This window comes from Microbacterium sp. BDGP8, assembly GCF_029991045.1.
Classification (GTDB): Bacteria; Actinomycetota; Actinomycetes; order Actinomycetales; family Microbacteriaceae; genus Microbacterium; species Microbacterium plantarum.
This window is the reverse complement of the sequence record NZ_CP120712.1, coordinates 2,228,869-2,242,260: the sequence shown is the minus strand read 5'-3', so window position 1 is coordinate 2,242,260 and position 13,392 is coordinate 2,228,869. Positions and strand designations below refer to the sequence as shown.

The following is a 13,392-nucleotide window of genomic DNA, read 5'->3' as shown; positions in this document are numbered from 1 at the left end:
GCGGCCAGCGCTGACATCGTGCTCGAGCTGCCCACCGACCTGCCGGCGGACCTCGTCCCGCTGTCGTGGCTGCTCGGAGTCTGGGAGGGCTCGGGCGTCATCGACTACGAGACTGCCGACGGTCATCTGACCGGCGAGTTCGCGCACCAGGTGAGCTTCAGCCACGACGGTGGCGACTATCTGAACTACTCCGCCAGCGCCTGGCTCCTCGACGACAACGGTGCACGCGACCGCCCGCTGGTCGCCGAGACCGGCTATTGGAGGGTCGCGCGTCCGGCAGGAGCCGAGGATGCGGGACCGGGACTGCTTCCGGCATCCGCACCCGGGCGCGAGCGCACCGTCGACGACGTCGAGGCGCTCCGCAACGCTGAAGGCGGCTTCGACCTGGAGGTCGCCGTCGTGCACTCCGACGGCGTGAGCGAGCTCTACCTCGGGCAGGTCCGCGGGCCGCGCATCGACCTCGCGACGGACGCCGTCGTCCGCACGGCGGGGGCGAAGGAGTACACCGCGGCGACTCGCATGTACGGGCTGGTCGACGGCCACCTCCTCTGGGCGTGGGACATCGCGGCGCTCGGCGGCGAGCTCGCCTCGCACGCGTCCGCCCGTCTGGCCAAGGCCGAGTGATGCCGGGCGACGGCGCGACCTTCGCCGGCGTCGACGGAGCGGTGTGCGACGACCTGGGGCTCACGCACATCGGCAATCCGATGCGCGAGCAGCAGCTCCTCGACAGTGGCGGTGCGGTCGCACCCCTGGGCGACCGTGCAGTGGTCACGGTCGCGGGCCCCGACCGGCTCAGTTGGCTCGACTCGCTCACGTCGCAGGCGCTGACGCAGCTGCTCCCGGGGGAGAGCACCGAACTGCTCGTGCTCGACCCGCATGGTCACGTAGAGCACGCGGCATCCGTCGTCGACGATGGCGAGATGACCTGGCTCATCACCGACGTCGAGCGTCTCGAGGCGCTGGTCACCTGGCTCACGCGCATGCGGTTCCGGCTGCGGGTCGAGGTCGTCGATCGTTCCGGCGACACGGCGGTCGTCGGCGGAACGGCATCCGCAGTGGCCGACCTCGCATCGTCCGCCGTGTGGCGCGACCCGTGGCCCGAGGTCTCGATCGGAGGGTGGGGGTACGCGGCCGGTGAGGGGCATCCCGGCGCCGGACGCGACTGGGCCGAGGCGATCGTCGACCGCGAGGACCTCCGCCGGCTCGCCGACGATGCCGCCGCGGGCCGTCGCCGTGTCGCCGGGCGATGGGCTGCGGACGCCCTGCGCGTCGCCGCGTGGCGGCCGCGCGCGGCCACCGAGGCCGACGGCATGACGCTTCCCCACGAGGTCGACTGGCTCCGCACCGCCGTCCACCTGTCGAAGGGCTGCTACCGCGGCCAGGAGACGGTGGCGAAGGTGCACAACCTCGGCCATCCACCCCGACGGCTCGTGGCCCTGCAGCTCGACGGCAGCGACGCGGTGCTTCCTGAACGCGGCGCGGTCGTGCGCCGCGACGGCGACGAGGTCGGTCGCATCACCTCGGTCGCCCGGCACTTCGAGCAGGGCCCGATCGCCCTCGCCATCGTCAAGCGGTCGGTGCCCGTCGACGCCGAGCTCGTGGTGGACGCGGACGGCGAGAGCGTGGCCGCTGTGCAGGAGGTCGTCGTGCCGCCCGACGCCGGGCGCACCGCTGCGCCGCCGAGGCTGCCGCGCCTGAGCCGCCGCACCTGACGTGTCGCCCGAGCGCTCCGACGAGCCGCCCGCCGTCACCGCACCCATCGCGACCGGCTGGCGGGCGCGCGTGCGCCCGCGTCGGGGTTTCGAGCGCGCGCGCGACTCCGCTCCGGCGATCGTGCAGATCGTCGTCGCGGCATCCGCGGCCTACGCCTTCGCGCACCTCGTGCTGGGGCATCCGTCGCCCCTGCTCGCGGCGACCGTGACCATCTCGAGCCTGGGTCTGGTGCGCGACGCGCGGCCTCGTCGGGTTCTCGAGACGGTGATCGGGATGCTGGTGGGCGTGCTCGTCTCGGAACTCATCGTGGTCGTCGTCGGATCGGGAACCTGGCAGCTCGCCCTGGCTCTCGCCGCGACGCTGCTCACCGCACGGGCGCTCTCGGCGCAGCCGAGCTTCGCGATCTCGGCAGCGATCCAGTCGGTGATCGTGATCGCGATTCCCGGAAGCATGCCGTTCCTGCGCCTCGTCGACGGATCGGTGGGAGCGGTGGCCGCGCTGCTGGCGACGGCCCTGCTGCCGCGCCGGCCGCTGCGCGAAGTCTCGCGCGCGGGCCGCGCCCTGTCCGCGAACTTCGACGGCGCGGCGGCGACCGTCATCCAGGCGTTGCGCCGCGGCGACCGCGTGCGTGCTGACCGCGGACTCGAGAAGGCGCGAGCGCTGCAGCCGCTCGTCGACGACTGGGCGACCTCGCTGGACTCCGGGCTCGCCGTAGCGCGCATCTCGCCGTTCCTCCGGCGCCAGCGTGAGGAGCTGCAACGTCAGGACCGGATGCGCGCATCCCTCGACCTCGCGACACGCAACCTCCGGGTCATCGCGCGCCGCGTGGTGTACGCCCTCGAAGACCGCCAGCCGCGCCCGATCGCGGCGGACTTGCTCGCCCAGATCGCGCGCGCCGCCGACCTGCTGGGTCAGTCGATCGACGACATCGCGCTGGAACCGGCCGCCCGAGAGTCGCTGCTCGCGGTCGCCACCCGGCTCGATCCGACCAGTCTGGCGCCCGGTTCCTCACTCGGCGACCAGAACGTCATCACGGCGCTGCGTCCACTGGTCGTCGATCTGCTCACGGCGGCGGGGATGCCGCAGGCCGAGGCCCGCGCGGCGATGCCGCGGATCTGAGCGCCCGCCGACGGTACGGCAGGCAGCAGGGGTTCGCAACCGCCTCGCGCGGCATCCCGGCGCCTCCCTGGCGTGGTCGTCTTCCCCTGGAGTGAGGAGCGATCATGAAGGCAGTGGTCTGGCACGGCATCGGCGACATCCGGCTCGACGAGGTCGACGAACCGCGCATCGAAGACGGGCATGACGCCATCGTCCGCATCACCCGCAGCGCGATCTGCGGCACCGATCTTCATTTCATCCGCGGCACCATGTCGGGGATGAAGGAGGGCACCATCCTCGGACACGAAGCGGTCGGCGTCGTGACCGATGTCGGCGGACATGTTCGCGGCTTCCAACCCGGTGACCGTGTCGTGATTAACTCGACGATGTCGTGCGGCGCGTGCCGCTACTGCCGCGATGGGCACACCGCGCAGTGCGACGTGGCGAACCCGAACGGGCCGCACGCCGGCACATCCTTCTTCGGCGGGCCCGAGGCGACGGGGCCGATCAACGGTCTGCAGGCCGAGTATGCGCGCATCCCGTGGGCGCAGAACACGATGACGAAGCTGCCCGACTCCGTCACGGACGATCAGGCGATCCTGCTCTCGGACATCTTCCCGACGGCATGGTTCGGCGCGCAGCTGGCGGGGGTCTCCCGGGGTGACATCGTCGTCGTGCTCGGAGCGGGGATCGTCGGGCAGTTCTCCGTCGTCTCGGCGTTCAAGCAGGGGGCGGGACGCGTGATCGTCGTCGACGGCGTCGCGGATCGCCTTGCACAGGCCCGGACCCTCGGGGCAGAGATCATCGACTTCAACGACGTCGACCCCGTGTCGGCCGTCATGGAACTGACGAACGACATCGGGGCCGACTGCGTCATCGACGCCGTGGGTGTGGACGCCGAACGTCCGGCTCGTGGGCCGGCCGCTCCGGATGACGACGCCGCGGCGGAATTCGACGAAGAGGTCGCGCAGGTCGCGCCCGACATCGCGCCCCAGGGCGATCTCTGGCGACCCGGCGACGCTCCGTCGCAGGCATCGCGCTGGGTGGTCGAGATGGTCGCCAAGTACGGCCGCATCGGGATCATCGGGGTCTACTCGCCGCTGGCCGAGGTCTATCCGATCGGGCAGGCCATGAACAAGAACCTGACCGTGCGGATGGGCAACTGTGATCACCACAGCGTCACGCCTCCGCTGATCGACATGGTCGCCGCCGGTGTCTTCGATCCCACCGCCCTCATCACGGCGCACGAGTCGCTGGCGGGCGTCATCGATGCGTACGAGGCCTTCGACCGCCGCGAGCCCGGCTGGATCAAGGTCGCCCTCGACATCGGCGGCTGATCCTCGACCCTGCCCTCGGACGTGCTGAGCCGATGCGGCGGCCGCCGATCCTGCCCTGCCGGCGCGCTCGGCCTGTCGACGGAACAAGCGAGCCGGCGAGGGTGTTCGATGGAGGGGAGGGAAGCCACATGACCAGCGAGAACGCCCCCACGGCCGCGGATCTGCTGCGCCGCGCACTGGCCTCACCCGACGGGTCGGAGCGGGTTCGCAGCGCGATGGCGGCGGGAACCTACCCGCGTCCCGAGTACGTTCCGGTGCTCGTCGAGCAGTGCGCGCACGAGCCCGACCTCACCGTTCGCGAGACCCTGACCTGGGCCCTCACCCGGCAGGACCGCGACACGACTCTCGATCGGGTGCTTCCCGAGCTCGGATCGCCGTTCCCGAGGGCACGGGCTCAGGCGCTCCACACGCTCTCGAAGATCCGCGACCCCCGGGCCTGGCCCGCGATCACATCGGAGCTCCTGCACGACGAGAACGCCGAGGTCGCGCGGACCGCGTGGCGTACGGCAGCCGGACTCGCACCCGAGGCCGAGCGCGCCGCGCTCGCATCGGAACTGGCGGCGCACTTCGGCCTCGGGCCGGACGATCTGCAGCAGAGTCTGAGCCGGGCGTTCGTGATGCTCGGCGAATCGGGCCGCGACGCGATCGACCGGGCTGCGGCAGCGGGGGAGTGGAACGTCCGCGTGCACGCCCTCGCGACGGAGCACCTCGTCTCGTACCCCGAGGAGGGCTACGAAGCCGCTGTCGCCGTCGCTCGCCGTGCTGCGGCGCGACGGGACGCCGCTGACTGGAACGAGGGCTGACCTCGCGCGATGACGGACGCGGCGGGCGTCAGTGCGGCGCGACTGCGCTCCACGGAACGGTGAACTCGCCCAGGCGCCACCGTGAACGGTCGCCGAGGTCGATTCCGCGGTCAGCCATCGCCCCCAGGGCCGTCCGCCACCGTTGCACCGGGCCGAAAGCGGATGCCGGCGCGGCCCGCCGCCACTCGTCGTCGAGCGACGACAGCAGCTCGTGCACCCGCTCACCGGCGACGTTCCGGTGGATGAGGGCCTTCGGCAGACGTTCGGCCGCGATCGCGGGGGAGTCGAGCCCCGCGAGACGGAGCGAGATCGTGAGGCTGCGGGGTGCGGCACCCGGGCCCACCTCGATCCAGGTGCTCACCCGGCCGATCTCGTCGCACGTGCCCTCGACGAGCATGCCGTCGGGTGCGAGGCGCGACGTCATCCGGGACCACGCGTCGGCGACATCCGCTTCGTCGTACTGGCGCAATACGTTGAAGGCACGGATGATCGCCGGCCGGCGGCTACCCGGCACGGGCACCTCGAACCCGCCTCGCGCGAATCCGACGCGGGCGTCCGGGGCGAAGGGCGTCCGTCCGACCCGCACCTCCTCGAGTTGCGTGCGCGCGCGAGCGACGCGCTCGGGATCGATCTCGAGCCCGAGCACCTCGACGTCGGGTCGCGCGGGGCGCAGGCGTGCCTCCAGCTCGAACGCCGTGACGCCGCTCGCGCCGTAGCCGAGGTCGATCACCAGGGGGTCGGCGCACCGGCGCAGCACGGGATGCCGCGCGATCCAGCGATCGACGCGACGCAGGCGGTTCGTGTTCGTGGTTCCACGGGTGGCCTGCCCGATATGTCCCGGGGCCATGACCCCATGATCGCAGGCCCCGGCTCGATAGACTCGGAGCATGAGTGCGCCCTACACGCTGATCCTCCTCCGCCACGGGCAGAGCGAGTGGAACAAGTCCAACCAGTTCACCGGCTGGGTCGACGTCCGACTCACCGACCAGGGCAAGGCCGAGGCCCAGCGCGGCGGTGAGCTGCTCGCCGAGGCGGGCCTGCTTCCCGACGTCCTGTACACATCGGTCCTCAGCCGCGCCATCCAGACCGCTCAGATCGCGCTCGATGCGGCCGACCGCCTCTGGATCCCGGTCAAGCGTTCGTGGCGTCTGAATGAGCGCCACTACGGCGCCCTGCAGGGCAAGGACAAGGCGCAGACCCTCGCGGAGTTCGGCAACGAGCAGTTCATGCTGTGGCGTCGTTCGTTCGACGTGCCGCCGCCGCCCCTCGCCGACGACGACCAGTACAGCCAGGTGAACGACCCGCGCTATGCCGACATCGACGGCGAGGTGCCCCGCACCGAGTCGCTGAAGCTCGTCATCGACCGTCTGCTGCCCTACTGGGAGTCCGACATCGCCACGGACCTGCGTGCCGGCAAGACCGTGCTCGTCACCGCTCACGGCAACTCGCTCCGCGCGCTCGTCAAGCAGCTCGAGGGCATCAGCGACGACGACATCGCCGAGCTGAACATCCCCACCGGCATCCCGCTGGTCTACAAGCTCGACGAGGACCTGAAGCCGCTCGGTCCGGGCGAGTACCTCGATCCCGAGGCGGCCGCAGCGGGAGCTGCTGCCGTGGCCAACCAGGGCAAGGCCTGAGTACGACACGTACGAAGGGGCGGCGCCGATCGGCACCGCCCCTTCGTCGTCGAGACCGGATGCCGGTCAGAGACCGCTCTCGCTCACGATGACGTTGATCGTCTCGGTGTCGGGGCGCCATTCACCCGTCGCGAGGTAGGCCACGCGCTTGCCGACCGTCACCGCGTGATCGGCGAAGCGCTCGTGGTACCGGCTGGCGAGGGTCGCGTCGACCGTGGCCGCGGCCTCGCCCTGCCAGTTCTCGCTGAGCACCTTCTCGAAGACGCTGAGGTGGAGGTCGTCGAGCCGGTCGTCGAGAGCACGCAGCGTCTCGACGAGCGCGAGGTCTTCCGAGCGCAGCAGCTCGGTCAGCGTGCGCGCGACCTCGACGTCGATCTCGCCCATCTTGGTGAAGGTGCCCTTGAGGCCCTTCGGGATCGCTCGCTCGGGGAAGCGCATGCGGGTGAGCTGCGCGATGTGCTCGGCGATGTCGCCCATGCGCTCGAGCGACGCACTCGTGCGCAGCGCTGAGACGACGATGCGCAGGTCACGGGCGACCGGCTGCTGGCGGGCGAGGATCTCGATCGCCAGCTCGTCGATCGCGATGGCCTTCTCATCGATCACGGCATCCGCGTCGATGACCTCTTCGGCGAGGGTGATGTCGCTCGTGCCGAATGCACGCGTGGCCTTCTCGATCGCGACGGTCACCAGCTCGGAGATCTCGACCAGGCGGGTCTGGACGTCCTCGAGGGACTGGTGGAACACTTCGCGCATCGGAGCACCTTTCCTTCTTGCGGAGACAGCACGACGCCGTACTCACGGCGACGCGATTGTCGCTCGACAAGGTTAACGAACGGTGCCGAGCCGATGAACATCCGCGCGAGTCGGGGTAGGAACGGCCGAGACGCGATGGGCGGACCCTGCGCCGCGTTCTAATCTGGAGGAATGAATCCGACGCAGCTCGCGCTGCTCGCCCTTCTCGCGGGCGTGTTCGTCGGCCTTCTCATCAGCGCCGTGGCCTTCCTCGCCTGGCGTGCTCGCGCTCAGGCGCAGGAACAGGCCGACGGCGAACTGCCTGCGGGCGCGCGTGAGGTTCTGGGCGCCCTCGACGAGGCTGCGCTCATCGTCGATGCGTCGTTCACGATTGTCGCGACGTCGCCCTCCGCCGAGTTGTTCGGTCTCTTCGAGGGCGAGTCGATCCCCGGCGATGAGCTGCGCGAGCTGCTGCGGTCCTCCCGCGGCGTGCCGCATTCCGAGACGGGAACGCTGAAGCTCCGACGCGGCGTCGCGCCGGCGGAACCGCGCCTCATCGTCGCGCGCGCCAGCAGCATCACGCCGCGTTTCACGCTCGTGCTGGTCCGCGACATCACCGAGCGCGAGCGGCTCGCTGAGATGCGCCGCGACTTCGTGGCCAACACGAGCCACGAGCTGAAGACACCGGTCGGAGCCGTCACTCTGCTCGCCGAGGCGATCGAGTCGGCCGCCGACGACCCGGAACAGGTGCGCTCGTTCGCCAGCAGGCTGAGCGCCGAGGCGATGCGGCTCGGCAACCTGACCTCGCGCATCATGAGCCTGTCTCGCCTGCAGTCCTCCGACGAGCTGACCGAGCTGCGCGACGTCGCGATCGACGAGGTCGTCACGTCGGCGATCGAGACGCACGCGATCGCTGCCGAGTCGGCGGGCGTCGCCCTCGTGCGCGGTGGCGACCGCGGGCTCTACGTCCGCGGGGACGTGCAGGTGCTGAGCGAAGCGGTGGGCAATCTCATCGCCAACGCCATCGTCTATTCGCCGCCGGCGAGCCAAGTGGGCGTGGGCATCCGTGGCAACGGCGACACGGTGGAGATCGCCGTCACCGACCGGGGTATCGGGATCCCCGAGAGCGAGCAGCAGCGCGTCTTCGAGCGCTTCTACCGGGCCGACTACGCCCGTTCCCGACGCACCGGGGGCACCGGGCTCGGGCTGTCGATCGTCAAGCACGCCGTCCAGCGCCACGGGGGCGAGGTCCAGCTGTGGTCGCGGCCGGGCCGCGGCTCCACGTTCACCATCCGCCTTCCCGCGATCGCCGCGCCCGACGGCGCGGCGCCGACGCCCCGGAAGACCAGAAAGAAGATCGCCCGGGCCCTTCCCGCCCGGACGAAGGGAGACCCATCATGACCCGTGTCCTGCTCGTGGAGGATGAGCCCGACCTCGCCGACCCGCTGGCCTACCTGCTGCGACGGGAGGGCTTCGAGGTCGAGATCGCCGAGGACGGACCCGCTGCGCTCGAGGCTTTCGAGTCGCGTGGTGCCGACATCGTGCTGCTCGACCTCATGCTGCCCGGGATGCCGGGAACCGAGGTGTGCCGCATCATCCGGACGACGTCGAAGATCCCGATCATCATGCTCACGGCCAAGGACTCCGAGGTCGACATCGTCGTCGGGCTGGAATTGGGCGCCGACGATTACGTGACGAAGCCGTACTCGTCGCGCGAGCTGCTGGCGCGGATGCGGGCTGTGCTGCGCCGTGCGGCGACCGCAGAGGTCGATGTCGACGAACGCGTGCTCGTCGGCGGTCGGGTCACGATCGACCTCGACCGTCACACGGTCGCCGTGGACGGCAGCGTGATCAACATGCCGCTCAAGGAGTTCGAGCTGCTCGAAGTGCTCATGCGCAACGCCGGACGCGTGATGACCCGCGGGCAGCTGATCGACCGCGTGTGGGGCAGCGACTACTTCGGTGACACGAAGACCTTGGACGTGCACATCAAGCGCATCCGCTCGCGTATCGAGAGCGACCCGGGGCAGCCGTCGATGCTGCTCACCGTTCGAGGCCTCGGCTATCGATTCGAAGGCTGACGCTCGCGAGCGCGATGAAGAGAGGGCCCGGCGATGAACGCCGGGCCCTCTCTTCGCGTCAGATGCGCCGAGTCGTCACGGTGTCGGGGTGGCCGACGGGGTGGGGGTCACCGACGGGGTCGGCGTCTCGAGCGGGACGTACTCGGTGTAGTAGGGAAGCTTGCCGTCGAGGACGGGCACGTCGATGCGCACGCCCTCGGCGTCGCCCGACTGGAACGACATCGGAAGGGTCGCGCCGGGCTTGGTGTCGATGCCGTCGAGCAGGATCGGCTCGTTGCCGTCGACGCCCAGGCTGATGCTGTCGCGGGCCGGAACCTCGATCTCGGTGGTGACGCCGTCGAACCCGAAGATGAGCGTGTGGTCCTCGTCGGTGGGGTTGACGATGGCGGCGAGGAAGTTGCCGGCCGTGCCGGACTCGTCGGCGATGACCATCGCGTTGCGGACGTCGAGCGGGCCGGACGGCGGGATGTTCACGCCGTCCGAAGCGGAGAAGTCGATCGTGGTCGCCTGCGGCGCGATCATGCTGCAGCCGGCGGCTCCCAGGGTCAGGGCGGCGCCCACGGCAATCGAAGCGACGATTCGCAGTTTCACGGATCCTCCAGGCAGGCAGACGGCGTCCTCAGCAGTCTAGAGGGTGACGAGGCTGGTCCGCCGACATCGGCTGGATGCTGCGGGGCATAAGCGGCGGCAAACCTTACTGTATGCCCCCTGTGTTATCCTGGATGTTGCCGAAGGGATATAACTCCATGCTTTTTGAGGTTGGCGAAACCGTCGTCTACCCCCACCACGGGGCAGCCACGATCATCGAGGTCAAGGACCGGATCATCAAGGGCGAGACGAAGAAATACCTGAAGCTCAACGTCACCCAGGGAGACCTCATCATCGAGGTCCCGGCTGACAACGTCGACCTGGTCGGCGTTCGCGACGTCATCGGCAAGGACGGTCTCGAGCGCGTGTTCGACGTCCTGCGCGCTCCCTTCACCGAAGAGCCGACCAACTGGTCGCGTCGGTACAAGGCCAACCTCGAGAAGCTCGCCTCGGGCGATGTCATCAAGGTGAGCGAAGTCGTTCGCGACCTGTGGCGTCGCGATCAGGACCGTGGCCTGTCCGCGGGTGAGAAGCGCATGCTCGCCAAGGCGCGTCAGATCCTCGTCTCCGAGATCGCGCTCGCGCTGAAGGCCGATGAGGACCACGCTTCGGGCGTCCTCGACGAGGTCCTCGCCTCCTGAGGCCGATCCGGCATCCGCTGCCGTGGGCATCATCCCCGTTCCGCGCGTCGCTATCGTCGTCGTCGCGGCCGGTTCCGGAACACGATTGTCGGCCGGGGCGCCGAAGGCTTTCGTCGGTATCGACGAGCATTCGATCCTGAGGCACGCCCTCGACGGCATTGCCCCGGCGCCGGCGGCGCAGGTCGTGATCGTCGTTCCCCGCGGACGTCAGGGCGACGCGCAGACCGAGGCCGAAGCGGCGTTCGGCGGGCGGTCCGATCTCGTGTCGGTCGTCGTCGGTGGCCAGACGCGGCAGCAGTCGGTCGCCGCGGGGCTCGCAGCGCTGTGGGCCGACGTCGAGACCGTCCTCGTCCATGACGCCGCTCGCGCCCTCACCCCGCCGGATGTCTTCGAACGGGTGATCGCCGAGGTCGAACGCACCGGCGCCGGGGTCGTCCCCGCCCGGCCGGTCGTCGATACGCTCAAACGCGTGACCGGCGCCGTGGTCGACGAAGCCGTCGATCGCGCTCCGCTCGTAGCGGCGCAGACTCCCCAGGGTTTCCCCCGCGCGCTCCTCGAGGCGGCGTACGCCGCGGCGACGGAGGAGTACACCGACGACGCCGCCCTGTTCGCGGCCGTCGGTCACCCCGTCCACACGGTGATGGGCGACGATCTGTCGTTCAAGATCACCACGCCCGCCGACCTCGATCGAGCGCGTCACCTGTTGCGGCCGGCGACTCCTGCGGCATCCGTGATCCCGCTCGTCGGTATCGGTACCGACGTCCACGCCTTCGGGGGGGACGGGGAATTGCGGCTGGCTGGGCTCGATTGGCCCGGCGAGGCCGGACTGCGCGGTCACTCCGACGGTGACGCCGTCGCCCACGCGATCGTCGACGCGGTGCTCGCGGCCGCGGGCCTCGGCGATATCGGCACCCACTTCGGCGTCGACCGTCCCGAGTACGCGGGTGCCTCGGGCGTCGTCTTCCTGCGGCGGGTGCGCGAGCTCGTGTCTGAGGCCGGGTTCGCGATCGGCAACGTCTCGGTTCAGGTGCAGGCCAACCGCCCGCGATTCGCGCCGCGCCGTGCCGAGGCCGAGGCGGTCTTGACAGATGCCCTCGGGGCGCCGGTTTCCGTCGCCGCGACGACGACCGACGGGCTCGGGTTCACCGGCACCGGCGAAGGCGTCTCAGCGACCGCCGTCGCCCTCGTTCACCGCATCCGCTGACGGGTCAGCCGACATCCGGCACGGGTCGGGCGCAGTTGCGCGGATGAAGCGCGGTTCGAGCTGCGCCTGATGCATCGAAGTGCGCCCGACGTCGACCGTGCTGCGGCTCAGCGAGCAGCGGACTCGGTCGCGGGATCGAGGTCGCGCGTCATGAACACCGACAGCGGATCGGGGGAGTAGTCGCCGAAGGGCGGGCAGTACGAGAACCCGGCGCTCTCGTAGAGTCCGCGTGCCGGGACGAAATCCGCGCCGGAGCCGGTCTCGAGCCAGAGCGAGCGGATGCCGACGTCCCGGGCTTCCCGCTCGAGGTGCTGCAGCATCGCGCGTCCGAGCCCGCGCCCGATGAAGGCCTCGGAGACGCGCATGGACTTGATCTCGGCGCAGTCGCTGCCGAAGACCTTGAGCGCTCCGACGGCGGCGATCTCGTCGCCCAGCCAAGCCGAGTACACCCGCACGGAGGGATGCTGCAGCGCCGTCAGGTCGAGTGCGTGCACGCTCTCGACGGGCGTGTTCGCGAGCATGCCGGCCAGATGTGCGGCCAGCAGCCCGCGCGTCGCGACGCCGGAGAGATCATCTCGGACGATGGTGAGCGATTCCGTCATGTCAGGCCTCCAGGGGTGTCGGGGCAGGGTTGCTACGAGAGCGCGAGGTCGCGGCGAGCAGCACCAGGCCCGCGGCGAGCACCGCCAGCCCAACGAGCGCGAGCGGAGCGAGACGTTCACCGAGCAGGATGACGCCGAGCAGACTTGCCGTCAGCGGTTCGGCGAGGGTGAGAGTCGCCGCGGTCGCGGCGCTCAGACCGCCGAGCCCCCAGGTGAACAGGGCGTAGGCGAGCGCGACGGTCGCGAGCCCGAGCCAGAGAGCCATCGTCCAGCCGCGGGCGTCGGTGAGCCAGCCCATGTCGGTGAAAGGGAGCATCGCGACGCCGCACGCCGCAGCTCCGGCTCCCATCGCGCCCGAGACGGTGAAGGCGTCCCAGCCGCCGGAGATCAGCCGCCGCTGCGCGTTGGCGATCACCGCGAACGAGGCGCCCGCCCCGAGTGACCCCAGCACGCCAAGACCGTCCGCCCCCGCCGAGCCGCCTCCCGCGACGGCGAGCAGGGCGACTCCGGCCGTGGCCAGGGCGGTCGCTGTCATCCACGACGTCGTCGGCCGCCGCCGCGTGAGGGCCCACTCGAGCAGTCCGGCCAGCACCGGCGCGGATCCGAGTGCGATGACCGTCCCTACGGCGACACCGTTGCGCGCCGTGCCGAGGAAGAACAACGGCTGGTAGAGGGCGAGGCAGAGCCCGGTCAGTGCCATGAGGGCGACGGCGCGCGAACTTGCGACCGGGCGGATGCCGTCGCGTGCGAAGCGTGCGCGCTGTCTTCGGGCCCCGACCGAAAGGCCGACGGCAGCGAGCGCCGTGCCGCCGACGATGAGCCGGGCGGCGCCGACCCCCAGCGGTGTGGTGCTCTCGGGGCCGAGAGCCTGTGCGGTGCCGGTCGTGCCGAACAGCACTGCCGCGGCGAGGACGGCGATCACGGGCAGCACCCTCCAGTTCTACCGCGTCTCGGAG

Annotated in this window: 15 protein-coding genes; 10 read left to right on the top strand and 5 right to left on the bottom strand. The window is 70.5% G+C overall.

Features of this window, described 5'->3' with window-relative positions; genetic code table 11:
• The first annotated feature begins 18 nt into the window (after positions 1 to 18).
• The 5 genes from P6897_RS10920 to P6897_RS10900 all read left to right on the top strand — a co-directional run bounded on the left by P6897_RS10920 (position 19) and on the right by P6897_RS10900 (position 4,951).
• A complete protein-coding gene (locus P6897_RS10920; RefSeq protein WP_282501227.1) occupies positions 19 to 624 on the top strand; it encodes an FABP family protein in 606 nt (201 codons plus the stop codon).
• On the top strand, positions 624 to 1,712 hold the full coding sequence (locus tag P6897_RS10915) for a glycine cleavage T C-terminal barrel domain-containing protein (protein WP_269267606.1): 1,089 nt from the start codon (positions 624 to 626) through the stop codon (positions 1,710 to 1,712). Before P6897_RS10920 ends, P6897_RS10915 begins: the two co-directional genes overlap by 1 nt.
• A gap of 1 nt (position 1,713) precedes the next feature.
• The gene (locus P6897_RS10910) at positions 1,714 to 2,832 is read left to right on the top strand and encodes an FUSC family protein (RefSeq protein ID WP_274178673.1); all 1,119 of its coding nucleotides are present in this window, start codon (positions 1,714 to 1,716) and stop codon (positions 2,830 to 2,832) included.
• A gap of 104 nt (positions 2,833 to 2,936) precedes the next feature.
• Positions 2,937 to 4,148: an alcohol dehydrogenase catalytic domain-containing protein gene (locus tag P6897_RS10905; RefSeq protein WP_282501226.1), complete on the top strand. Its 1,212-nt coding sequence runs from the start codon at positions 2,937 to 2,939 to the stop codon at positions 4,146 to 4,148.
• 128 nt (positions 4,149 to 4,276) lie between these two features.
• A complete protein-coding gene (locus P6897_RS10900; RefSeq protein WP_274178671.1) occupies positions 4,277 to 4,951 on the top strand; it encodes a HEAT repeat domain-containing protein in 675 nt (224 codons plus the stop codon).
• Between the two features lie 28 nt (positions 4,952 to 4,979).
• Here the strand turns inward: P6897_RS10900 and P6897_RS10895 are convergent, their stop codons facing one another.
• Positions 4,980 to 5,798, bottom strand: coding sequence for a class I SAM-dependent methyltransferase (locus P6897_RS10895; protein WP_274178670.1), 819 nt, complete (start codon positions 5,796 to 5,798; stop codon positions 4,980 to 4,982).
• A 40-nt stretch (positions 5,799 to 5,838) separates the two neighbouring features.
• Here P6897_RS10895 and P6897_RS10890 point away from each other — a divergent pair, with 40 nt between their 5' ends.
• Positions 5,839 to 6,588 carry a phosphoglyceromutase gene (locus tag P6897_RS10890; RefSeq protein ID WP_112617128.1) on the top strand — a complete coding sequence of 250 codons (750 nt, stop codon included), beginning with the start codon at positions 5,839 to 5,841 and terminating at the stop codon, positions 6,586 to 6,588.
• A 66-nt stretch (positions 6,589 to 6,654) separates the two neighbouring features.
• Here the strand turns inward: P6897_RS10890 and phoU are convergent, their stop codons facing one another.
• Positions 6,655 to 7,341 (bottom strand): phosphate signaling complex protein PhoU, encoded by a 687-nt coding sequence (gene phoU / locus P6897_RS10885; RefSeq protein ID WP_274178669.1) that lies wholly within the window; start codon positions 7,339 to 7,341, stop codon positions 6,655 to 6,657.
• Positions 7,342 to 7,512: 171 nt separating this feature from the next.
• Here phoU and P6897_RS10880 point away from each other — a divergent pair, with 171 nt between their 5' ends.
• Both P6897_RS10880 and P6897_RS10875 read left to right on the top strand, forming a co-directional pair.
• Positions 7,513 to 8,721 carry an ATP-binding protein gene (locus P6897_RS10880; protein WP_112617126.1) on the top strand — a complete coding sequence of 403 codons (1,209 nt, stop codon included), beginning with the start codon at positions 7,513 to 7,515 and terminating at the stop codon, positions 8,719 to 8,721.
• Positions 8,718 to 9,401: a response regulator transcription factor gene (locus P6897_RS10875; protein ID WP_112617125.1), complete on the top strand. Its 684-nt coding sequence runs from the start codon at positions 8,718 to 8,720 to the stop codon at positions 9,399 to 9,401. The genes P6897_RS10880 and P6897_RS10875 overlap by 4 nt, the downstream gene beginning before the upstream one ends.
• Before the next feature lie 75 nt (positions 9,402 to 9,476).
• Here P6897_RS10875 and P6897_RS10870 read toward each other — a convergent pair whose 3' ends face one another.
• Complete coding sequence (locus tag P6897_RS10870; RefSeq protein WP_114588359.1) at positions 9,477 to 9,992, bottom strand: DNA modification methylase; 516 nt, start codon at positions 9,990 to 9,992, stop codon at positions 9,477 to 9,479.
• A 155-nt stretch (positions 9,993 to 10,147) separates the two neighbouring features.
• Between P6897_RS10870 and P6897_RS10865 the strand changes: the two genes are divergently transcribed.
• On the top strand, positions 10,148 to 10,630 hold the full coding sequence (locus tag P6897_RS10865) for a CarD family transcriptional regulator (protein ID WP_023954865.1): 483 nt from the start codon (positions 10,148 to 10,150) through the stop codon (positions 10,628 to 10,630).
• Positions 10,631 to 10,652: 22 nt separating this feature from the next.
• Positions 10,653 to 11,834: a 2-C-methyl-D-erythritol 4-phosphate cytidylyltransferase gene (gene ispD, locus P6897_RS10860; protein WP_282501225.1), complete on the top strand. Its 1,182-nt coding sequence runs from the start codon at positions 10,653 to 10,655 to the stop codon at positions 11,832 to 11,834.
• Between the two features lie 107 nt (positions 11,835 to 11,941).
• Here ispD and P6897_RS10855 read toward each other — a convergent pair whose 3' ends face one another.
• Both P6897_RS10855 and P6897_RS10850 read right to left on the bottom strand, forming a co-directional pair.
• Positions 11,942 to 12,436: a GNAT family N-acetyltransferase gene (locus P6897_RS10855; RefSeq protein ID WP_282501224.1), complete on the bottom strand. Its 495-nt coding sequence runs from the start codon at positions 12,434 to 12,436 to the stop codon at positions 11,942 to 11,944.
• 1 nt (position 12,437) lies between these two features.
• Positions 12,438 to 13,367, bottom strand: coding sequence for an EamA family transporter (locus P6897_RS10850; protein WP_282501223.1), 930 nt, complete (start codon positions 13,365 to 13,367; stop codon positions 12,438 to 12,440).
• Between the last annotated feature and the right edge of the window lie 25 nt (positions 13,368 to 13,392).

Bases quoted from the DNA above. Each gene is read 5' to 3' on its own strand.
- P6897_RS10875 (WP_112617125.1), top strand. From the start codon at position 8,718: ATGACCCGTGTCCTGCTCGTGGAGGATGAGCCCGACCTCGCCGACCCG.
- P6897_RS10900 (WP_274178671.1), top strand. From the start codon at position 4,277: ATGACCAGCGAGAACGCCCCCACGGCCGCGGATCTGCTGCGCCGCGCA.
- P6897_RS10890 (WP_112617128.1), top strand. From the start codon at position 5,839: ATGAGTGCGCCCTACACGCTGATCCTCCTCCGCCACGGGCAGAGCGAG.
- P6897_RS10915 (WP_269267606.1), top strand. From the start codon at position 624: ATGCCGGGCGACGGCGCGACCTTCGCCGGCGTCGACGGAGCGGTGTGC.
- P6897_RS10855 (WP_282501224.1), bottom strand. From the start codon at position 12,436: ATGACGGAATCGCTCACCATCGTCCGAGATGATCTCTCCGGCGTCGCG.
- P6897_RS10895 (WP_274178670.1), bottom strand. From the start codon at position 5,798: ATGGCCCCGGGACATATCGGGCAGGCCACCCGTGGAACCACGAACACG.
- phoU (WP_274178669.1), bottom strand. From the start codon at position 7,341: ATGCGCGAAGTGTTCCACCAGTCCCTCGAGGACGTCCAGACCCGCCTG.
- P6897_RS10865 (WP_023954865.1), top strand. From the start codon at position 10,148: ATGCTTTTTGAGGTTGGCGAAACCGTCGTCTACCCCCACCACGGGGCA.
- P6897_RS10905 (WP_282501226.1), top strand. From the start codon at position 2,937: ATGAAGGCAGTGGTCTGGCACGGCATCGGCGACATCCGGCTCGACGAG.
- P6897_RS10880 (WP_112617126.1), top strand. From the start codon at position 7,513: ATGAATCCGACGCAGCTCGCGCTGCTCGCCCTTCTCGCGGGCGTGTTC.